The 20794-nt window shown below is 52.5% G+C and carries 16 protein-coding genes; 10 read left to right on the top strand and 6 right to left on the bottom strand.

The window, feature by feature from the left end; translation table 11 throughout:
• Window positions 1-65: 65 nt before the first annotated feature.
• Both IAE55_RS33935 and IAE55_RS25540 read left to right on the top strand, forming a co-directional pair.
• The gene (locus tag IAE55_RS33935) at window positions 66-2030 is read left to right on the top strand and encodes a dockerin type I domain-containing protein (protein WP_234489860.1); all 1965 of its coding nucleotides are present in this window, start codon (window positions 66-68) and stop codon (window positions 2028-2030) included.
• Window positions 2031-2034: 4 nt separating this feature from the next.
• Window positions 2035-4992 (top strand): InlB B-repeat-containing protein, encoded by a 2958-nt coding sequence (locus tag IAE55_RS25540; protein ID WP_200634250.1) that lies wholly within the window; start codon window positions 2035-2037, stop codon window positions 4990-4992.
• 82 nt (window positions 4993-5074) lie between these two features.
• On the opposite strand, the gene IAE55_RS25535 is transcribed toward IAE55_RS25540, so the two are convergent.
• The gene (locus IAE55_RS25535) at window positions 5075-5899 is read right to left on the bottom strand and encodes an AraC family transcriptional regulator (protein ID WP_145161971.1); all 825 of its coding nucleotides are present in this window, start codon (window positions 5897-5899) and stop codon (window positions 5075-5077) included.
• Window positions 5900-6214: 315 nt separating this feature from the next.
• On the opposite strand from IAE55_RS25535, the gene IAE55_RS25530 reads away from it, so the two are divergent.
• Window positions 6215-8398 (top strand): alpha-galactosidase, encoded by a 2184-nt coding sequence (locus IAE55_RS25530; RefSeq protein ID WP_200634249.1) that lies wholly within the window; start codon window positions 6215-6217, stop codon window positions 8396-8398.
• A gap of 110 nt (window positions 8399-8508) precedes the next feature.
• Window positions 8509-8700: a hypothetical protein gene (locus IAE55_RS25525; protein ID WP_200634281.1), complete on the top strand. Its 192-nt coding sequence runs from the start codon at window positions 8509-8511 to the stop codon at window positions 8698-8700.
• A gap of 90 nt (window positions 8701-8790) precedes the next feature.
• Here IAE55_RS25525 and IAE55_RS25520 read toward each other — a convergent pair whose 3' ends face one another.
• Both IAE55_RS25520 and IAE55_RS33930 read right to left on the bottom strand, forming a co-directional pair.
• Window positions 8791-9027, bottom strand: coding sequence for a hypothetical protein (locus IAE55_RS25520; protein WP_116233076.1), 237 nt, complete (start codon window positions 9025-9027; stop codon window positions 8791-8793).
• Between the two features lie 303 nt (window positions 9028-9330).
• On the bottom strand, window positions 9331-9450 hold the full coding sequence (locus IAE55_RS33930; protein ID WP_208629353.1) for a YjcZ family sporulation protein: 120 nt from the start codon (window positions 9448-9450) through the stop codon (window positions 9331-9333).
• Window positions 9451-9855: 405 nt separating this feature from the next.
• Here IAE55_RS33930 and IAE55_RS25515 point away from each other — a divergent pair, with 405 nt between their 5' ends.
• Window positions 9856-10746 (top strand): cation diffusion facilitator family transporter, encoded by an 891-nt coding sequence (locus IAE55_RS25515; protein WP_105445147.1) that lies wholly within the window; start codon window positions 9856-9858, stop codon window positions 10744-10746.
• A 22-nt stretch (window positions 10747-10768) separates the two neighbouring features.
• Here the strand turns inward: IAE55_RS25515 and IAE55_RS25510 are convergent, their stop codons facing one another.
• Complete coding sequence (locus IAE55_RS25510; RefSeq protein WP_200634248.1) at window positions 10769-11614, bottom strand: WYL domain-containing protein; 846 nt, start codon at window positions 11612-11614, stop codon at window positions 10769-10771.
• Window positions 11601-12908 carry a helix-turn-helix transcriptional regulator gene (locus tag IAE55_RS25505; protein WP_200634247.1) on the bottom strand — a complete coding sequence of 436 codons (1308 nt, stop codon included), beginning with the start codon at window positions 12906-12908 and terminating at the stop codon, window positions 11601-11603. Before IAE55_RS25505 ends, IAE55_RS25510 begins: the two co-directional genes overlap by 14 nt.
• A gap of 232 nt (window positions 12909-13140) precedes the next feature.
• Between IAE55_RS25505 and IAE55_RS25500 the strand changes: the two genes are divergently transcribed.
• Both IAE55_RS25500 and IAE55_RS25495 read left to right on the top strand, forming a co-directional pair.
• Window positions 13141-14406, top strand: a complete 1266-nt coding sequence (locus IAE55_RS25500) for a class I SAM-dependent methyltransferase (protein WP_200634246.1) — start codon at window positions 13141-13143, stop codon at window positions 14404-14406.
• Window positions 14407-14411: 5 nt separating this feature from the next.
• Window positions 14412-16997: a metallophosphoesterase gene (locus tag IAE55_RS25495; protein ID WP_200634245.1), complete on the top strand. Its 2586-nt coding sequence runs from the start codon at window positions 14412-14414 to the stop codon at window positions 16995-16997.
• Window positions 16998-17063: 66 nt separating this feature from the next.
• On the opposite strand, the gene IAE55_RS25490 is transcribed toward IAE55_RS25495, so the two are convergent.
• Entirely contained in the window at window positions 17064-17393 is a 330-nt protein-coding gene (locus IAE55_RS25490) for an ArsR/SmtB family transcription factor (RefSeq protein ID WP_105445150.1), read from the bottom strand.
• A gap of 254 nt (window positions 17394-17647) precedes the next feature.
• Between IAE55_RS25490 and IAE55_RS25485 the strand changes: the two genes are divergently transcribed.
• The 3 genes from IAE55_RS25485 to IAE55_RS25475 all read left to right on the top strand — a co-directional run bounded on the left by IAE55_RS25485 (window position 17648) and on the right by IAE55_RS25475 (window position 20689).
• Complete coding sequence (locus IAE55_RS25485; RefSeq protein WP_089549375.1) at window positions 17648-18277, top strand: HD domain-containing protein; 630 nt, start codon at window positions 17648-17650, stop codon at window positions 18275-18277.
• 287 nt (window positions 18278-18564) lie between these two features.
• Window positions 18565-19581 (top strand): phosphodiester glycosidase family protein, encoded by a 1017-nt coding sequence (locus IAE55_RS25480; RefSeq protein WP_200634244.1) that lies wholly within the window; start codon window positions 18565-18567, stop codon window positions 19579-19581.
• A 31-nt stretch (window positions 19582-19612) separates the two neighbouring features.
• The gene (locus tag IAE55_RS25475) at window positions 19613-20689 is read left to right on the top strand and encodes a bifunctional glycosyltransferase family 2/GtrA family protein (protein WP_200634243.1); all 1077 of its coding nucleotides are present in this window, start codon (window positions 19613-19615) and stop codon (window positions 20687-20689) included.
• The last annotated feature ends 105 nt before the right edge of the window (window positions 20690-20794 follow it).

Genomic DNA, 20794 nt, shown 5'->3' with positions numbered 1-20794 from the left:
CAGAGCAGGAGACCTCATGACCATGAGATCCTGTATTTTACAAATTCAGAAAGAGGGGGTCAGAAATGAACGCACAGAAGAGGAACAACACCATTGGCAGGGCGGTCATATCCGTCGTTATAAGCCTGATCATGTTGTCCGGGGTGATTCTCCAACTGTTGGTGGGGCCGGGACAAGCTTCCGCCGCCCCGGGAGTCGTATGGGAGCCGATCGATGGGGGTGGGCTCAATGCGGGGGCGAGTGAGAACCCCAACTCGAGGGACCCGAGCATCGCGATCTGGAACGACCATTTGTATGCTGCATGGTCAGAGCAAAAGGAATATATGAATAACCAGATGCAGCATGAAACAGAAATAAGAGTAATGAAGTGGGACGGCAGTCAGTGGTCGGCGGCTGATGATGGGAGTGGCCTGAACTTTATGTCGAGCAGCAGTGCAAGCAGTCCTTCGCTTGCAGTATATCAGGGCTGCTTGTACGCCATCTGGATGGAAGCTGAAACCTCATTCATGGGGGGGTATCCGTTGAACCAGATTATGGCCAAGAAAAATTGTGGAGGCGGATGGGTTTCGACAAGCGGAAACGATCCGGTAAGCGGCAGTGGCAGAGGTGAAATGCCGGTGCTCCTCGTTTATCATGACGATTTATATGCGACTTGGATAGGTACTTCGGACGGGAGTACGGGCCGAAAAATTCAAGTGAAAAAATTTGACGGCAGCGTCTGGACCAACGAAGCGGTGGATATGACGTTCGTTCCAAACGGAACGGCATTTGGGCCGCGGCTCGCAGTCTATAAAGACGATCTTTATTTAACCTGGAGCGAGCAAATGGTGGATAGCCCATATTACTCTTATATTCCTGTCATGAAAAGAACGGTCAACGGTGCAGGAAAGGTCACTTGGGCGAACGTATCGGGGAACTCGGGGATTACGAATACGACGACATCGGCAGGAAGCCCGGTTCTGCAAGCCTATAACGGGCTGCTATACGCGGTATGGAGGGATAACAATCCTGCTCAGTTGAAGGTAAGCAGCTTCGATGGAAGTGTCTGGAGCCCTGTCGGCAGCGGGTATTTGGATAAACCGGAGGGGGCCCAATCACAAGCTCCGAATTTATTTGTATATAATCAGAAGCTGGTTGCCATTTGGAACGATGTGAATTCACAAGGGTTCCAGTGGGATTTCCGGGTCCAGGAATACGATGGCACGAATTGGAGCCCGGCGGACCAGGGACTGGCGGACACGAATCTCGGCAACGTTACTTCTTTTGCCACATTGAACAACGCAATGTATCTAGCCTGGTCCGACGTTTCGAAAATTTATGTGTCTGAGCGTCGGGAGCCTCCAGCGGCCCCTACAGGATTACAAGCCGTTGCAGGAAATAAGGAAGCGGAGCTTAGCTGGAATTTGGGGAGCGGGGTTGCGAATTACAAGATTTATCAAGGCACCGCCAGCGGAGTGTACGACCCCGATCCGATCACGACAGTAGATGGCACGACCGGCCATTATAAAGTTCAGGGGCTTGAGGGTGGAAAGACCTACTACTTCGTCGTGACGGCCGTTAACGATAATGGGGAGAGCTCCTTCTCGGTGGAAGCGAGCGCACAGCTTACAACGCAGCTGGCGACGGTGAGTTATGCGCCTGGAGATCACGGCACGATTAGCCACACGAGCGAGCAGGTAGAGATCGGCGGGCATCCGGCATCGGTGCCAACGGTTACGCCTGATGAGGGGTACCATTTTGCAGGATGGAGCAGTGATGGTGGCATTACGAAGCTTAGCGGTCAAGAGGTAGCGGCTTCGACAGTGACGGCTGATGTGACGTATGCCGCGTATTACACGGCGTTTGTCTTGGGAGACGCGGATGGCGACGGTAAAGTGACAGCTGCGGACGCGCTTCTGTTAAGCAAATATATCAAAGGCAAAATTACGCTCACGCCGGAGCAATTGCAGGCGCTCGACATGAACGGCGACGGAAAATGGGACGATGAGGATGTCAAAGCGATTCTTGCCGTCTCTGTAGGAAAGGGGTGATTCTATGCGTTGGAAAAAATGGATTTCGACAATGCTGGTGGCTGTTATGCTTTTGCCTTTCGGAACGATGGGCTATGCCGAATCGGATACAGCGTCAAATTCGATGAGAGTAAGCAGCGAAGAGGGGGATCCCGGAGAGTCTGTGGACGTTTCGGTGTTTTTGACACCGGAGGATATGATCAACCAATACGATATTTCAATCGGATTCGATGCTGCCTCGCTCGAACTGGTGTCCGGGAATGAAGTTACAAATGAACTGGGTGCCAGTCAAAACGATACGTTTGATAAGGATTTTTCCATTACAGGGGTCGCCAATGTAAGAGCTAATTTGGTTGATAATCCGGTTTTCGATGAAGATACAAAAGTGTTCACCCTTCATTTTAAAATCAAGGATTCTGCAGAGCCTGGTGATTTAGACCTGACTGTGCTCAAGCACGATCTCTATGAGGGTAACGAGATTGCTTCCACAACGGTGGAAGAGGGCAAGATCACCGTAAAGGCAGCGAGTGCTAAACACACCGTGACGTTCGATTCACAGGGAGGCAGCGCGGTTGGGCCCGCTACCGGTGTGGTCAGCAACACGATGATCAACGAACCCCCAGCCCCGACGAAGGCAGGTTTTACATTCGCAGGCTGGTATAAAGATACGCTTGGGACCGATGCGTGGAACTTTGCGACGGATGTGGTTACGTCCGATATGACGCTGTACGCGAAATGGACGGCGAATGCGCAGGAGCAGTACACCGTGGCGTTCGACTCGCAGGGAGGCAGCACGGTTGAGCCTGCGACAGGCGTGGTCAGCGGCAACACGATCAGCGAACCACCGGCCCCGACGAAGGCAGGATACACGTTCGAAGGCTGGTACAGGGATGCAGATGGAATAGACGGGTGGAAATTCGCGGAGGATACGGTGACATCCGATGTAACGCTGTACGCGAAGTGGATGCGGCATGCGGCACAGATTCAGATCGGCTCGGTGAACGGAACGCCGGGATCTACGGTGGACGTACCGGTCACGGTGGCCGAATCCACCTATGGAATAGCAGCTTACGGCGTACAGCTTGATTTTGACACGGAGGGATTGGAGATAACTGGAGTTACAGGAAATGCGGGAGATTACTTCGACTCCAATTACGATAACGATGCAGGCTGGCTCAAAACGGCTTGGGTAGACAGCGACGCGGGCGATACGCCGATCGATGCGGGAGAGAAGTTGTTTACCGTGAGCTTCAAAATTAAGAGCGGGGCAGAACTAGGCGTTAAGAAACTGACGGTGAAAACAGGAGAGCCGACGCTTTTCTCAATCTTGGATGCATTCGGGGCTGAGATGAACAAAACGTTGAACCCTGGCAAGGTAACGGTCAAAGAAGGACCGGTGCAGCACACCGTGACGTTCAATTCACAGGGAGGCAGTGCAATTTCCAGCATCACCAATGTGGACAGCGGCACGATAATCAGTGCTCCGCCAGCGCCGACGAGAGCGGGCTACACATTCGCAGGCTGGTACAAAGAAGCAGCGGGAACCAACGCTTGGAGCTTTGCGGCGGATACGGTCACGTCCGATATGACGCTGTATGCGAAGTGGACAAGCAATGGTTCAAACGGTTCGAACAACTCGAACAATAACTCGAACAATTCAAGCAATTCGAATAACTCGGGCACGCCATCCATTCCAAGCACGACGACCCCTGAGAAGCCTGCCGGTCTTCAAGTCATTGTCGATGGCGTTGCGAAAGACCAGATTGCTGCTGGTTCGACCACTAAGGAGAACGGCAAATCGGTACTGACGGCTACGATCGACCCATCCAAGCTGGCTGATCAGCTCAAGCAGGCGGCAGATAAGTCCACTGTGGTTATTCCCGTAACCGCCAGTGTGGACAAGGTATCGGTGGTTTTGACGGGTGAAGCGGTGAAGAGTATGGAAAACAAGCAAGCGGTGTTGGAGGTGCAGACGCCAAGCGGAACCTACAAGCTGCCTGCCGGGCAAATCGCCATCGACGATATCTCTTCTAAACTTGGTGAACAGGTTAAACTTTCGGACATTGTCGTTCATGTGGAAATTGCCAAGAGCGATGAGGCTGCGGCGGTTCTTGCAGAAACTGCAGCGGCCCAAGGAAACTTTGAGGTTACGGCTTCGCCTGTCACCTTTAATGTAACGGCTTCCTACAACGGTAAGACGGTAAGCGTCGAGCAGTTCGACAGCTACGTGGAACGCGAAATTCCGCTTCCCGCCGGCGTTGACCCGAGCAAGGTGACTACGGCAGCCGTCCTGAACCCGGACGGCAGCGTACGACATGTCCCCACCTATGTTACGACCCGTGAAGGGAAGTATTATGCGGTCGTGAACAGTTTGACCAATAGCGACTACTTCCTGATCTGGAATGCAAAAACATTCGCGGATGTGGAAGGGCATTGGTCGAAGCAGGCCGTAAATGACATGGCTTCTCGTATGATTGTCAAAGGTAGCGATGAGAACCATTATAATCCCGATGCGGTTATAACACGTGCGGAGCTTGCAGCCATCGTGGTCCGGGCGTTGGGCTTGTCCGACAACGGCAGCGGCACCACGTTCAGCGATGTCAATTCTGCTGATTGGTATGCAGGCGCTGTCGCCAAGGCTGTGGAATACGGCTTGATCGAAGGCTACGACAACCGGACGTTCGCTCCTAACCGGACGATTACCCGGCAGGAAGCGTTGGTGATCATGTCCCGGGCGATGAAGCTGGCCGGTCTTGAAGCCGACGGTGCTAATGTGGAGTCCCTGCTGTCCTCATTTGCAGACCGGACAGCGGTCGCCTCCTGGGCAAAGCCGGCCATGGCCGCAGCCGTGAAGAACGGCCTAGTGGAAGGATCTGCAGGGGGCTTGAACCCGACTGGCAACCTGACCCGAGCTGAAACTGCGGCGATTGTACAGCGGTTTTTGATCAAGGCCAACCTTATCGATAGCCGGAACGCCAACTAGTTAAGCTGGCGAAAAGGCTTAAAAGCAGTACAAAAACCAGCCTCTCCTCCTTATCACTTGGAAGGGAAGGCTGGTTTTGTCTTTATGTTGATGCAGTGGCAGACCGATAGTGTTTCGGAGAGGACCCCTTCACCTTTTTGAACATTTTGGAGAAAAGGAGCGGGTCGGCATAGCCGACCGAGCGGGCGATATCGCCGATCGAAAGGTCTGTGCTTCCCAGCATTTTAGCCGCCATATCCATTCTGTAGCGAATCAGGTAATCCTGAATGCTTATGTTCATTTGCTGTTTGAATAACGAGCACAAATAGCTTCGATTAAGCCCAATCAAATGCGCGATGTCCTCGATAGTAATTTTTTGAGAAAAGTTCATTTCGATAAAATCGATCACTTGCTCCACGTAAATCTCAGCCCGGCTTTCCCTTTGAACGGTGGGCGTTTCCGGACCAGATTCCACTAGCAAAGATAACATCAAATACAGCAGCCCCGTTAGTCTGGTTTCCCGGGCTTTATGGCTTGGTCTCGACTGGTCCATCAACTGCAAATACTGATGGATCATATCATCTCGATCATAATACAGAATTGGAGATGAAGGGGTTAGCCCTGCTTGCATAAGGAGGGGTTCGGCCAACGTGCCGTTAAAACCAACCCAGCCGTATGACCAAGGGTTAACTTCGTCGGCTTGATAATAGGTAACGACATGGGGACAAATCAGAAACCCCTGTCCTTTTCGAAGGTGGTGCCTCACTCCCCCTACCTCAAAAATCCCCTCCCCTTTGAATATATAATGGAGCAAATAGTGAGTCCTTACGGCGGGCCCAAAATAATGACCGGATATACAATCCTCCATGCCAAATTGCGTCAGATGCAGCTCGGTGTGCTGTTTGCTTCGAGGCAGATACTCTAACACAAGCAGATCCCATCTCCTTAAAAATAGAATGCCTGTCAATTATCAATCATAATAACATAATGAGTGAGCACCATGCCATGTACGACCTATCGTATGATCATATATGATTTTTGTATATAAGCCTGTATTTCTGGAATCGTAGGGATCAATCCTAAAGCCATGTTTCAAGGATAGATTGAATACAAAGATGCCAGAGCATTGCCCCGGATGGCGGAGATGTAATGGTTCATAGATACGAATATGGCACAAGCCATTTTCTAGACCTTGTTACGATCCATGAAGTACCGATAGGCAGGAAAGAAGGGATGTTTACCAATGGGCGTAATCGTTCAAGAGCAAGCAGGGTTGTTTCATCTGCAGTCGTCCGGCATGAGCTATTTGGTTCAGATCGTGGACGGTTATCCTGTACATGGGTATTGGGGAGGGAGACTGAAGCATCGGGAAACGATGGGCGATCTCCTGATACACACTCCCGCGAGGGCTGGGCTTGACCGGCTGCCGCAGGAATACCCACAGTACGGCAGCGGAGACTTCCGGAATCCGGCGTACCAGGCCGAACTGGAGGATGGGACGAGGATTACGGAGCTCAAGTACGACGGTTACCGGATCCTAAAGGGAAAGCAGCCATTAAGCGGACTTCCGGCCGTTTATACGGAGGACGAGTCCGAAGCAGAGACGCTCGAGCTAATATTAAAGGATGCCTACTCGGGACTTAAGGTCGTCCTGCTTTATTCCATCTTCACGGATCGCAATGTGATCATTCGGTCGGCTCGTTTGATCAACGAAGGGGACAAGAAGCTTCGGCTTCGCCGTGCCCTTAGTGCCAGCGTCGATTTCTCCGGTCATAGCGATTTGGAGATGGTGTACCTTTCCGGGGCGTGGGCCCGGGAAGGAAATATGAAGCGAAGACCGCTTGAACAAGGCGAAACCCGCATCGACAGCAAAAGGGGCATGAGCAGCCACCAGTTTAACCCTTTTGCCGCTCTGGTCACACCGGAAACGACGGAACGACATGGGGAAGCTTTTGGCTTTAGCCTGGTATACAGCGGCGGATTTGAAGCAGGGGCGGAGGTAGATTCCTTCGGCTCCACAAGGTTTAGCATTGGCGTGAACTCTTTTGATTTCGTGTGGCAGCTGAATCCGGGGGAGAGCTTCCAAACGCCGGAAGCGGTCATGGTGTACTCCGCGCAAGGATTGGGGGAGATGTCGCGGACATACCACCGCCTGTACCGGACCCGGCTGTGCCGGGGGAAATACCGGGACGAAGAACGGCCGATTCTGGTCAATAACTGGGAGGCCACTTATTTCGACTTCAATGCGGACAAGCTGGTTTCGATTGCGGAAGAGGGAGCCAAGCTGGGCATTGAGCTGTTTGTCTTGGATGACGGCTGGTTTGGCAAACGGGATGCGGACAATTCGTCGCTGGGGGATTGGTACGAGGACCGGCGGAAGCTGCCGGACGGACTGGCGGATGTCGCGGAGCGCATCAACCGGCTGGGCCTGAAATTCGGGCTGTGGTTCGAACCCGAGATGATTTCGCCGGACAGCGAGCTGTACCGGAAGCATCCGGACTGGTGCCTTCACGTCCCGGGGCGGAGACGCAGCGAAGCAAGGTGGCAGCTGGTGCTGGACTACACGCGCCAGGAAGTGCGAGATTACATCTATGACTCGCTCTCTGCGATTTTCTCCACCGTGCCGGTTGCTTACGTGAAATGGGACATGAACCGCGCTTTGACGGAAATCGGGTCTGCCGCCCTGCCGCCGGAGCGCCAAGCTGAGACTGCTCACCGCTATGTTCTTGGGCTGTACGAGCTGCTTGAGCGAATCACCACTGATTTTCCGCATATTTTGTTCGAGAGCTGCTCCAGCGGCGGTGGACGCTTTGATCCCGGCATGCTGTATTACATGCCCCAAACCTGGACCAGCGATAATACCGATGCGGTGGAACGGCTGAAGATTCAGTACGGGACCAGCCTGGTCTACCCTGTAAGCGCCATCGGAGCGCATGTGTCGGCGGTACCGAACCATCAGGTCGGACGGATCACACCGCTTGATTTTCGCGGCAATGTCGCCATGTCCGGAAATTTCGGGTATGAGCTGGATCTCACCAAATTTACCGATGACGAAAAGGAAACGGTCAAACGCCAAGTCGCCGCCTACAAGCAGATCCGCAGTTTGGTGCAGCAAGGCGACTTGTACCGTCTGAAAAGTCCGTTCGAGGGGAATGAGTCGGCGTGGATGTTCGTTTCGGAGGATCAAAAGGCTGCCTTGGTCTACGCTTTTCAAGTGATGGCCGTGCCGAACGCACCCCAGCGGACCTTGCGCCTGGACGGACTTGACCCAGAACTGGAATACGAAGTGGAGCCCGGAACCGGCGGGGAGATTTCGATCTTGGGGGGAGACCGGCTGATGCAGCTCGGTTTGCCCCTTGCCTACGAGCATAAAGATTATCAAAGCCGATGGTTTAGACTGCGGGCGCTCAAGCCCGGCAAGGTGTAACCATTGATCTAAGCCCGAAAGAGCATCAATGGATGGAGTTTAAGCCCCTTTTTTAAGCGAAAAAGGGGCTTTTTGCGCGCAGCAGAACAGATAACACGGGAGGTAGCGCTATGTTTTTTATCCGGATGATGAATGATATGAAAATAAGGAAGAAGCTGGCCGTTACGTTTATATCGGTGGCCGTTCTTCCCTTGCTGCTGTGCGGCCTTTTTTTGACCGGAAAGCTGCGCGAAATCGTTATTGAAAACGCTTTTGTGCAGGTCTCTACCAATGTGGAGCGTGTTTCCGAAGAAACGAAATAAAAAATAAACAAAAAATAGACTGCGAAGTAAGCAGTCTATTTTTTGTTTATTCTTGTGAATATGGTGATTGATTTTTTATCGCTTAGGGATTTAGATTAAAGCAATCGCGAGCAGCGTGAACAGGCTTAACGTCAGAATGGAGTTGCGAGCCCTGAATCCGTAGGGGAGAAAAGCGGAGGTCGTTACAGGTCCATCTCTTCGATCTGTCTCCAAGTACACATGATCACGATCCACTTTTACGATTCTTCCTTCGTGCACATAACCGCCTCTTGTTATAATGCGGACTCTCTGGCTCATGAATCGCGTGCAGCTATAATAGGCATCCATCTCATCATTCCTTTCTTTGACAAAGCATCATATGAACGCGTTGGACAAGAGGTCACGGCAGTTATACCAATGAATGAGGCCGATTCCGCTAGTTTACGAAATTTTGAGAAACGAACTTTAAAGTGCAACTTTAAACCTTTAAAAAAGATTCAAAAATAAATTAAACCCTGCAGCACAAAGCGGTCAGGGTTTAAAAATGTTATTTGTTTAGAAAAAGAAAGATCTAATGCTTTCAGATCACAACGGCGCGTCCACCCTGCCAACAGGTAGCCGGCAGGGTTTTCGTCAATCCTGATATCTGGTTTACCAACAAAATGCTGCCAAAATAATTACCAACAGAATGAACAACACAAGGATAGCACCAACATTGTTGTGCAAGCCGTAACCGTACCCTGCGCCAACTCCTCCTACAACTCCACTCATCCCTTACTACCTCCTTGGGTTTAAAGTACAATGTATCTTATGATTAAATCAGGATTGGGTATGGGCAAAGCGGTAAATAGATAATCATATCATATGGATTATGAACATTTGGGGAAGGGCAAACCTCTCAAGGGCAAACACTCATTTTTAAGTTTCGGACTATAAATTTAGAATGAATCAAAGAAACGACCCTGCCAGCTAATAGCCAGCAGGGTTTTCGTCACTCCTGTGGAGGCTTTTTTTGTTATGTAAAAATATTTTTCACCCGTACAACTCTTTATGCCAAGTCATACTTTTTAGGGACACACAAAAACTGTTTCTCTGGACCCACACGGTATTTGTACGCTACTATTAAAACCTATCGTTTCAACACGGATGCTACTGAATGTGTAAGGAGTTAAAAACGTGAACCATGAAGACAGACAATCGACATTTGCCATTTGGCTCAGCTTCATAAGCAATATCGTGTTAACCGCTATTAAACTCGGTGTTGGATTCTTATCCAATAGTCCGGTACTTATTGCCGATGGCGTTCATAATGCAGGAGATGTCGTCGCTACAGGCGCAGCCCTCAGCTCCATGCGAATCTCCAAGCAACCTCCGGATGAGGATCATCCCTATGGTCATGGGAAGGCAGAGGTGCTGGGGGCAGGGGGGGTGGCCATCATTTTAGCGCTGGCCGCTCTATATATGGCCTATCATTCCGTGATGGTGCTGTTCGAACCCCCGCACAAAACGACCGTCGTCGCGCTGGCAGCAGCGGCTTTTTCTTTGATTTTGAAGCAAGTTCTCTATGTTTATACCATGGCTATCGGAAAACGTCATCGAAGCAGCGGGCTCATTGCTACAGCTTATGATCATCTGGCAGATGTCTATGCTTCCATTGCCGCGGTCATCGGCATCGCATTGGGCATGCTCGGCGATCATTACGATATCGCGATTCTCTCTTATGGCGATCCTATTGCCGGAATCGTCGTCGCTTATTTGGTGTTAAAGCTGGCGATTCATATGGGAAAATCCTCGGTCGATGTTTTGATGGAGAAAAACGTGGACTTGGAGAAAATGAACGAGCTTACGGAGTTAGTCAAAACGGTTCCGGAAGTAAAGCGTCTGGATCGCCTTCGTGCGAGAGACCACGGCCATTATATTATTGTTGATATTCGAGTCGGGGTGGCGGCTGAGCTTAGTGTTCAGGAAGGGCATGATATTTCCCGAAATATTAAACAAACGATCATGAAGCATTGCTCCGATGTCGGAGAGGTTATGGTTCATTTAAACCCATGGTATGAAGAGTAGTCCGCAAATAGCTAAACCCCGCTCATTGAGCGGGGTTTAGCGCATCCTCATCTTTATCCGTAACTTCCTCCACCATGCCGTACCGTTCCAGCGCCTTCACCGAAGCCTCCAGCATGCGTCTCTTCACATAGTCTCCTTCAAGCACCCGCACCCGTTTGCCCAGGAAACGCAGCTTGGACAGCAGAAATTCCCTCTCATCGCCCATAACGCATACCTTCACCGTATAAGTATCGGTTTGCGCGTCATACTGCACCTCCTTGTCAAAGCAGCACAGCGCGTACAGAATGCGCGACATCTCCTGGTTATACTGCGGGATGATCTGGATGAGCACCTCGGCTTTGCGGTTCTCCAGTGTCTCGCCGATCCGCGCCAAAATATCGCTCACCCGCTCATGCGGCAGCTCCTGCTCAGTGACAGAGAGGATGTTATCCAGCTTGGTGCTCATGAATGCCCGGTTGCGGATATGGTGCCACAGCAGGTACCATTCCCGCTTCACCATGGAATACTCCAGCCGATACGGCACGCCGAGTTGGTTGGAGTAGACCTGCCCGCTTTTCAGAGCGTGGGTAACGCGGATGCCGCTCCGGTTCATAATCAGGCGGCGCAAGGGTCGCAGGAGGGGGTGGTACACCTGCTTTTCCCGGCTCCGCGCTTTCTCGATCAGGTGAGCGCCGGTGTCCATCGCTTCATCTTCGGCCAGCAGTGCTGCCAGCTTCGCCAAGGTTTCGGGCGTAAATGCTTCGGAAGCGGCGGGGTGCTCCAGCACGGTTTTCAGCCAAGCGCGTTCGTGGGCGGTGACCATGAAGGTGCCGGAATCGTCGAGGCGCGAGATGATCTGGTAGTTAAAAATCTTTTCAAACAGATTCATAATAGGCGCGTATCTCCTTCCATTCCGCGATCATTTCGCGGCGCAGCCGGATCGGCTCAAGCACCTCACAGCTGGAACCGAAGCTCCGCAGCCACGGCTTGATTTCCGTCGTGCCGTTTACAGTAATCTCGTAGATGAAGGTCACGTCGTCTTCTTCGACGATTTGCCCCCACTGACCCTGCAGCAGCACCCGCTCTTTGATGAAGTTCGGTCCGTCGCCGGGATTGTAAAATTTAGCGCGGACCGTAACCTGTGCGCCGGTGTCGATCAGCCAGCTGTAGCGCAGCTTCTCCAGCAGCTCCTGCTGCTTCTCCGCAAACCAGACGGGATCCGCCTCTTCCGCCTCCTCAAACTGTGTGATGCCCTCCATCCGGTATTTCCGGATGCCTTCCCGGCCATAGGACAGCAGATACCAGCGGCCGTATTGATGGTCGTACACGACCTTTAGCGGCAGTGTCTGTTCCAGCTTGCCCTGCGTTTTCCGTTCAAACAGCGGGTTAGTGTTCTGGGATGCGTAGCTTTTTTCCGCTTTGGGCGAGAAGTACAGGAACCGGACCTTCCGGTGCTTGCGGATCGCATCCAGAATGGAGAACAAATGGGCTTCGTCCAAAATCCGCGAGTGGTAGTGATATTTATATAAAAAGGGCTCGACCGCATGCCTCTCCGAATGGCTTCGCATCAGCTGCTTCTTCAGTCCGTCCCGCAGCAGGTAGCCCTGGACGGAAGGAATTTGGGTACCCGCCATGACGTCCACAAAATCATACAAATCCAGCAGCTCATCCTCGGTCAGCTCCTGAACGAGCTCGCCGCGAATGGCGTATCGGTAAGGGCGCGCTCCGCCTATTTTGCGGATCACCCCTACTTCTTCCAGGTACTTCAGATCCTTGCGGATCGTCTTCTCATCCGGGAGCGGGAGATGGGCGGCCATCGCGTTCGTGCAGCTGTCCAGCAGCTCCAGCGCCGTAAGGGACTGCGTACCAAGCGCCCCAAGCAGCAGGGACAGCCGCTCGCTTTCTGATTCTTTCAGCGACTTGGCGCGGAACAGGAACAGCAGCATCGGGTCGGCCGAATCGTAGTAGTTGTACCGCAGCCCTTCGCTGAACTCCTTGCCCTGTTCCTCCGGCAGCTGCTGGTACGTGGCCTGGACAATCTCCTTGAGGCGGCGGATCGTCTTATCGAACGTGTTCACGGAAATCCCGAGCCGCTTGGCGAACTGCTGCCGGTTATACGCCCCGCTCGTCAGCACCAGCAAGCGCAAAAACTGGATTTCTTTATCAAAGCTCTCTTTGGCCATCTGACGGTTCTCCTTTTCCGTATCGATCTCATTCTATTGTAGCAGGCGAACCGGGTAGTTAACACGTGAACCTTACCATGAGCGTGCCGTGATCGTGTGAGCGGAAACACGAATGACGCCTGTTTCACCAGATTTCTATGCCGGGTCGTAATACTTGCGCCATGTTCGTGCGCACGAAAATAAGCGATGATGACAGCAAGGAATTGAAACCCGCAAGCAAGGAGAGTGCAGTATGGCGATCGTGCAAATCAAGTCCACGAACCCGCAGTTTTCATTTTTGATCAAAAAGAACCCGCATTCCGGCATGATTCTCCGCAGCATCCGCAAAGGGATGGCCTACGGCTGGTATTCGGATGAGCAGACGTTCAACGTCTATTTCAAAGACGCCGATAATGAAATTTCCTATAAGCAGCATGCCGACGAGCAGTTCGAATATTTGAACGTGTCGCGTTACAACACGCCGTTATTTCCGCTCAATGCGATCAGCGAGTTTTTCGCTCACCCGCTCAAGCACCATGACGAACGTGATACGGAGGGGTATGAGCATACGTTGATGATCGGCATGATTCATATCGAGCTCACGCGCTACATCGATTTTTTTGAAAAGCATCTCAAGGACTTCACGTTTCAGATTACGCATCAGGCGCATAAGAGCTACTCGCTCACGGTGACGACGCAGCGGAGCCTTTATGAGCTCCTTCACGCCGTGAGCGTGCTGTGCCTGTTCCTGTCCATGTTCGGCAACGAATATATCGACATTTCCGAGCATGTGCTGGACAAATACATCCGCAGCATCAACGTGATCGACGCACCGTTTTACATCCGCAGCCTGTTCGTCCGCAATTTCCTGGCTTCCCGGGAGCGGTATAACAAGTACAAGGCGGAGCTTGAAGCATCGACCCGTTACCGAATCCAATTTGCTTACGGGGGTACAGCGCTGCAGCGCCGAAATTACATCGGCGGCGTGCTGCCTTTCGATAAGTCCATTCTCGACGTCGGGTGCGGCGAAGGCTTTTATGCGCTGCCGTTTGCCGGCAAAATCGAAGGAAGCTACTACGCGGTCGATATCGACGAAGAGAGCCTAGCGGCCCTGACCCGCAAAGCGGAGTCCCGGCAAATCGATAACATTGCGCCCTTCCACTCGATGGACCATTTTCTCGAGGACTATAACGGCGAACGTGTCGACGTGATCCTGACGGAAGTTATCGAGCATATGAGCAGAGAGGAGGCGGCGCAGCTGATTCGGCAGATCGTGGCCGGGGTCGACTTTGAGCATTTGGTGATCACGACGCCGAACGCGGACTTTAACCGTTATTACGAGCTGTCCGGCTTCCGCCATGACGACCACAAGTGGGAGATGGGGCAGGAGGAGTTCCAGACGTGGATGCTGGATGTGATTCAGGGGCTCGGACTGTCGCATGACTTCGCGGCGATCGGGGATGAGGTCGACCAGATCCGGACGACACAGGGCGTTATTTTGAAGAAAGAGGGGGCTTAGAGCTCATGGAAATCCGCACAAAAATGCATACCATCTTTATGCTCGTCGGTTCCACGGAATGCGGCAAAACGACGTTTGCCCAAGACGTGCTGATTCCGGGACTGCGGTTTGAGGATGAGACATCGAAATTGAAAGCAAACATTCAATATCTGTCCTCCGACCGGATCCGCCAGGAGGTGCTCGGATATGATTACGATAAATACGATCAAGTGATGCTGGAGGCGAGCGAGCAGGCTTTTCACCTGCTGTTTGAGCGGTTGAAGATGGTTACGTCGTTTCCGGTCAATGCCGATTTCGTGGTGGTGGACACGACGGGGTTGGCGGAGGATTTTCGCGAAAAGGTGCGGGAGATCGCCCGCAGCAATCACTACAACCTTGAGGTCATTGTCTTCGATTACCGGAATAGGGAGGACTACTACGCATCGGAGCGCTCCAAACGGCTCATCACGAATCATATCAACCGCCTGAAAAAAGACGTGCTCGGCGCGCTGCCGCGCGAAGGCTATGAGAAGATTCATAAGGTGCGGGCCAAGGACTTTTACCGGCCAGAAGAAAGCAAGGCCAATCCCGACTACCGCGTGATTATCGATGATTTGGAGGCTTACCGGGAGACGGTTCTCCCGCATGGCCCGCAGTACATTATTGTGGGGGATGTTCATGAGTGCGTGGAAGAGCTGAAGGGCCTGCTGCTGAGCTACGGCTTCCGGATCGAGGCAGGCAAGCTGCTCGCAGGGGAGAAGCTGCGGTCTATGAAGGTCATCCTGGCTGGTGACTGGATCGATAAAGGCAAGCAGACGCGTGAAATCCTCGAATTTCTGTATGGGAATCAGGAACATTTCTTGTTCGTGCTGGGGAATCACGAAAATTTCGTCTACAAATACCTGCGCGGCGAGATCCAGGGCGTGGATCAGGAGCTACTGCAGACGTATTTTGATTCCACCGAGACACTGGCAAACGATGATAAGCTGCTCGTGATGTTTAACGAACTGGTGGAAAAGGCAAAGCCCTTTTACCGCTATGTAGGAACGGACGGCCCTTCCTACTATGTAACGCATGCACCCTGCATGAAAAAGTATATCGGCAAGCTGGACGCCCAATCGGCCCGCCATCAGCGCAATTTCCGCATCGACCGGGAGACGCCGCTGGAAGAGCAGCTGTCTTTCCTGAAGGATGAGGCGGTCGGAAACCACCCGTATCATATCTTTGGTCACGTGGCCGCCAAACAGGCTTTCCGGATCCGGAACAAAATCCATCTCGACACCGGCGCCGTGCATGGGAACGGGCTAACGTCCGTGACGATTTCGTTCAAACCGTTCATGAAATCGCATAAGTCGCACACATCCGTGCTGACCGAGGAACTTCCGGTGCTGTTCCAGGAAAATCGGAAGGTGTCCGTGCAGGATTTGGGGGAGGACGATATCCGCAGGCTGCACTACTGTTCCCGGCATAAAATCAACTTCATTTCCGGCACGATGTCCCCGGCGGATAAAGATATGGAGAGAAGTGAGCTGGAGTCGCTGAAGCGGGGCTTGGACTACTTCAAGGAGAACGGCGTCCTGAAGGTGGCGCTGCAGCCGAAATATATGGGATCGCGCTGCAATATTTATTTGCATCCCGACGTAGAGCAGTGCTTCGCGGTAAGCCGCAACGGTTACAAGGTGAAGCAGGTGGATCTGACGGAGGTCTACCATCGGCTGCTGGCCAGGTTCGGCCCTTATATGCAGGAGCGGGGAATCCGCATGCTCATCCTGGACGGCGAGCTGATGCCGTGGAATGCCCTCGGTGAAGGGCTGATCCAGCGGCAGTTCAAGCCGATCGAAAAGGCGCTGGAGGGCGAGCTTTCCTTTTTGCAGGACCATGGTTTCGAAACCGCTCTGCAGTCATTGACCGAGCAGTATCAGGCCAGCGGCTTCGAGCAGGATCAATACCGAATGCCTAAAAAAGACCTAAGCGATAAATATGGCGCCAGCGTGTACCAGAACTATAAGCATATACACGAAATTGTGGAGACGTCCGTATCGTTGGCACAGCATATCGAAGCTTACGAAACGTACAAAAGACAGCTGGAGCTGTATGCTGAAGCAGGGGAGATGGAGTATAAACCGTTCGCCATCTTGAAAATCGTCTTTGAAAACGGAGGGGAGGAATTGCCGCAGTGGACGACATCGGAGACGTACAGCTTCTTGTCGGACGATGAATCGGTCTCGCTTGATTTGTCCGAACCGGAGAGTTATGCAGAGGCGGAGCGGTTCTTTGCCAAGCTGACAACGGAGAAGCACATGGAAGGCGTAGTCATCAAGCCCGAGGCTTGGGACGGCCGGACGGTACCGTACATGAAAGTGCGCAACCCGGACTACCTGTCCATTATTTACGGCTACGACTACCGGTTCCCGCATAAGTACCGGAAGCTGCTGAAGCAGAAAGGCATCGCCCGCAAGCTGCGGACCTCGCAGAACGAATACCGGCTTGGCCTCCGGATGCTCAGCGTGAAATACGACGAGATCGAACCGATGCATGCGGCGTACCAGGAAGCGGCGGCCAATCTGCTGTTTGAGGTGGCCAAGGAGCAGGAGATCGATCCACGGCTGTAGCGTTCGATTCTCCCCCATGTAGATCCAATGAGAAAGACCACCTCTATGGGTGGTCTTTTTAAAAACTCATTCTTCTTCCTCCTCTAAAAGCTGCTTCAAGCGCAGCATATTTGTACTCCAGAATTGGGTATAATAAGCCACCCAATCTTGAATTTCTTGGAGCGGGGAAGCGTTCAGCCTGAATCGTGTTTCTCTGCCGACTTTCCGGTCAACGACCAGTCCGGCCTCTTTCAGGATGGTCAAATGCTTGGATACCGCTGTCCGGCCCATCTGGAAATGTGGTGTCAGTTCATGAAGCGGGAGCTCCTCCGCCTCGGATAACAGACGAATCAGTCGGCGTCTGGTTGGATCTGCAACGGCGTCAAATACATCTCGATTCTCATTGTTCTCGCTCACAGCACTCTCTCCTAAGCCTTATTGTCGTCTCATGATGTGACACCTTTTGGTGACAATTTAATTGTATGACACCATTTGGTGTCGTGTCAATGTTTTTACCATGTGTAATGGGACCGCCGCCGGGTTATCCTGTGCATAACCATCCGTTGGTTCCCAATAACTTCTTGCGTCACTTTACGGTCCTTTTACAAACCGAATGTATACTAGAAATACAGCAGTATATAAACCATTTTACACAAAGAAAGGGTGCAGCTATGGGAATTCATACGTACTTTCAATCGCTGAACGACCTCGAACGCATCATTCGTTGTCCCGGCAAGTTCAAATTTGAAGAGCACAGCGTTTCCGCCCATTCCTGGAAGGTTGTTCAGTACGCCAAAACGCTGGCTGACATTGAGGAAACCAACGGAGTCACGGTGGACTGGAAGAAGCTGTACGAAATTACCAGCAGTCATGATTACGGCGAGATTTTTATCGGGGATATCAAAACGCCCGTGAAGCACCACTCCCTCGAACTGCGTGCAATGCTTCAGCAAGTGGAGGAAGGCATGGTCGCTCATTTCATTGATGAGCATATTCCGTCTGAGTTTCAGCCGATTTTTCGCAGACAACTGCGTGAAGGCAAGGACGATTCCGTCGAAGGCAGAATCCTGGAAGTGGCCGATAAACTGGATCAAATCTACGAAGCCTTTACAGAACTGCAGCGTGGAAACACGGAAAAAGAGTTCGTCGTCATGTATAGAGATGCCCTCATCAAAATTAAAGGAATCAAGCTTCACTGCGTTGACTATTTTTTGCAGCATATTCTCCCCGATTTAGTCAGCGAAGGATCCAGATCCCCGATCGATATCGAGAAAATTACGAAGGAAGCCTTAGCCACATAAGTAATGATTGCATCATTGGTTGTATCCTCCTGCCTTTCAATCTTTTTGAACCTCAGTTCATCCTCTCAAGCTTTACAGCTTCAATTGATTTCTCCTCTCTTTTTTTAAAAAATATTTCCCTACATATACGCTTCGAACCAAGATGAGGCCATGCGGCTCTATGGCCACCTTCGTCAGATCCCCGCTTTTTGCACCATTCCATCAGCTTCATATCCCATTTAAGTTCCATTTAAATATTCGGGTTTACTCTAGGGCTATCCCATTATAGCCACAAGGAGTAATCATCCATGAACAATAAGAAAAAGAAGTCCAAGCGCATTCTGCTCATCAGTCTCACGCTGTCCGTTGCCACAGTCGGCGGTATCCTGTACGGGCTGGCCGACCGGTATTTGATCCCGCATGTGGAGGAGGTCGTTGCCCAGCCCAGCACGGCAGCAGCCATAGAATCGTCCGCTTCCGGTAGGCAGTCGGCGAGTACAACGAAAACAGCTGCTACGAATACATCGACGAACACGGAATCTGCGGCGTCCACGGCCTCAGCGGTAAACGCAACCTCTGACGATTGGAACTACAAGAGCGATAACGTCGATATTTCGATCAAGCAAGTGGAGACCGGTACAGGCGCGGATAAAATTACGTATTACGTCGCCGATGTTCAGCTGAAGGACGCGTCCAACCTTCGGACAGCCTTCGCGGATAATTCCTTCGGCCGCAACATTACCGAGCATACCTCGGAGATCGCATCCGCCAACAATGCCATTCTTGCCATCAACGGGGACTATTACGGGTTCCGGAATGACGGCGTCGTCATCCGTAACGGCACCTTGTACCGTGATGAGCCTGCGCGTGACGGGCTGGCGCTGTTCGGTGACGGCACGATGAAATCGTATAACGAGGAGGAGGTCTCCGCCGAGGATTTGCTTGCCCAAGGGGTAACGAATACCTTTTCGTTCGGACCGGTTCTGGTGAAAGACGGCACCGCGGTGCAGGATTTCGATAACGTCAAAATCGATACCAACTTCGGCAATCGCACGATCGACGAGGCCAACCCGCGGACGGGAATCGGCATCATTTCGCCGAATCACTACGTGTTTGTCGTGGTGGACGGGCGGCAGCAGAATTACAGCCGGGGCATGACGCTGAACGAGTTTGCGAATCTGTTCGAGGATCTGGGTGCGACCGAGGCCTACAACCTCGACGGCGGCGGTTCATCGACCATGTACTTTTTGGGCCGGGTCGTCAACAGTCCTGGGGGCAAAGGCCAGGAGCGCGGCGTCAGCGACATTATTTATGTTGGCGAATAACGGACCGACGAAGCTGAAGGAGGCTACCGACATGACAACCGTATTGATTCCGGCCTATGAGCCTGACGAGAGACTGCTGCAGCTGATTGCCGACCTGAAGGCGGCTTGCCGCTGCAGGATCGTCGTGGTCGATGACGGCAGTGGGGAGGACTATGGGGAGCTGTTTCGTTCGGCACGCCAGGCCGGCTGCATCGTGCTGACCCACGACCACAATCTTGGCAAAGGGCGGGCCTTGAAGACCGGCTTCGCCTTCCTGAAGAAGGCGGGTGAGACGGGAGGGATCGTCTGCGCGGACAGCGACGGACAGCACCTTCCGTCCGATATCGTCCGGATTGCCGCAGCGGTCGATGAGCATTCGGACCATATCGTGCTCGGCTGCCGGCATTTTACCGGCAGGGTACCGCTGCGAAGCCGGTTCGGCAACCAAGCGACACGCTTGGTTTACGCCCTGACGACCGGCCGCTCCGTCACGGATACGCAGACCGGCCTCCGCGGCTTCTCGCCGGAGATGCTGGACTGGCTGTGCAGCATTCCGGGGGACCGTTTTGAGTATGAAATGAACATGCTGTTGCAGGCACGCGGAGACGGCTACCCGATCCATGAGGTGCCCATTGATACCGTCTATTTGGAAAAAAACAAGTCTTCCCATTTCCGCCCGATTGCGGACTCCATCCGGATTTATGCCCCTATACTGAAGTTTTGCTCTTCGTCTGTACTCTCGGCGGGGCTGGACTTCCTGCTGCTCTTTGTGCTTCAGTTCGTTACCGGCAGCCTGCTGGCCGCCGTAGTCGGTTCGCGGTTGTGCAGCGCCATATTCAACTACGCTATGAACCGGCGCTATGTATTTGTGAACAAGGACGCCCCCCGGCTGATCGAATCGGCTCCGAAATATTTTGCGCTGGTCGCGCTGATCATGGGATTGAATTACGGGCTGTTGGTATTGTTCCACGAAATGGTGGGGATTCCGCTTTTCATCGCCAAGCTGCTCACCGAAGGCTCCTTGTTCGTGTTCAGCTACTGGTGCCAGCGCAAATTCGTGTTCCGTTCCCAGACACGAGCCGGGGGCAGGCCTCCCAAAGCTTTTTTTAAGAGATATAAGAAAGTGTGAGTCTTGCAATAGTCGTGGTCCTTATATCGCAAAAGAAAGTTCCGCTAAATGCGGGCCGGATTTCTATAAAAAAGAGCGATCCAATGCGGACCGCTCTTTTTCGTC

Source organism: Paenibacillus sp. S28, from assembly GCF_016624415.1.
In the GTDB taxonomy this organism is placed as follows: domain Bacteria; phylum Bacillota; class Bacilli; order Paenibacillales; family Paenibacillaceae; genus Paenibacillus_AQ; species Paenibacillus_AQ favisporus.
The sequence above is the reverse complement of the archived record's forward strand: the minus strand, read 5'-3'. Positions and strand labels throughout refer to the sequence as shown.

Coding starts and splice junctions, on each gene's coding strand:
- IAE55_RS33935 (WP_234489860.1), top strand. CDS start 66: ATGAACGCACAGAAGAGGAACAACACCATTGGCAGGGCGGTCATATCC.
- IAE55_RS25540 (WP_200634250.1), top strand. CDS start 2,035: ATGCGTTGGAAAAAATGGATTTCGACAATGCTGGTGGCTGTTATGCTT.
- IAE55_RS25530 (WP_200634249.1), top strand. CDS start 6,215: ATGGGCGTAATCGTTCAAGAGCAAGCAGGGTTGTTTCATCTGCAGTCG.
- IAE55_RS25525 (WP_200634281.1), top strand. CDS start 8,509: ATGTTTTTTATCCGGATGATGAATGATATGAAAATAAGGAAGAAGCTG.
- IAE55_RS25520 (WP_116233076.1), bottom strand. CDS start 9,027: ATGGATGCCTATTATAGCTGCACGCGATTCATGAGCCAGAGAGTCCGC.
- IAE55_RS33930 (WP_208629353.1), bottom strand. CDS start 9,450: ATGAGTGGAGTTGTAGGAGGAGTTGGCGCAGGGTACGGTTACGGCTTG.
- IAE55_RS25510 (WP_200634248.1), bottom strand. CDS start 11,614: ATGAATCTGTTTGAAAAGATTTTTAACTACCAGATCATCTCGCGCCTC.
- IAE55_RS25505 (WP_200634247.1), bottom strand. CDS start 12,908: ATGGCCAAAGAGAGCTTTGATAAAGAAATCCAGTTTTTGCGCTTGCTG.
- IAE55_RS25500 (WP_200634246.1), top strand. CDS start 13,141: ATGGCGATCGTGCAAATCAAGTCCACGAACCCGCAGTTTTCATTTTTG.
- IAE55_RS25495 (WP_200634245.1), top strand. CDS start 14,412: ATGGAAATCCGCACAAAAATGCATACCATCTTTATGCTCGTCGGTTCC.
- IAE55_RS25485 (WP_089549375.1), top strand. CDS start 17,648: ATGGGAATTCATACGTACTTTCAATCGCTGAACGACCTCGAACGCATC.
- IAE55_RS25480 (WP_200634244.1), top strand. CDS start 18,565: ATGAACAATAAGAAAAAGAAGTCCAAGCGCATTCTGCTCATCAGTCTC.
- IAE55_RS25475 (WP_200634243.1), top strand. CDS start 19,613: ATGACAACCGTATTGATTCCGGCCTATGAGCCTGACGAGAGACTGCTG.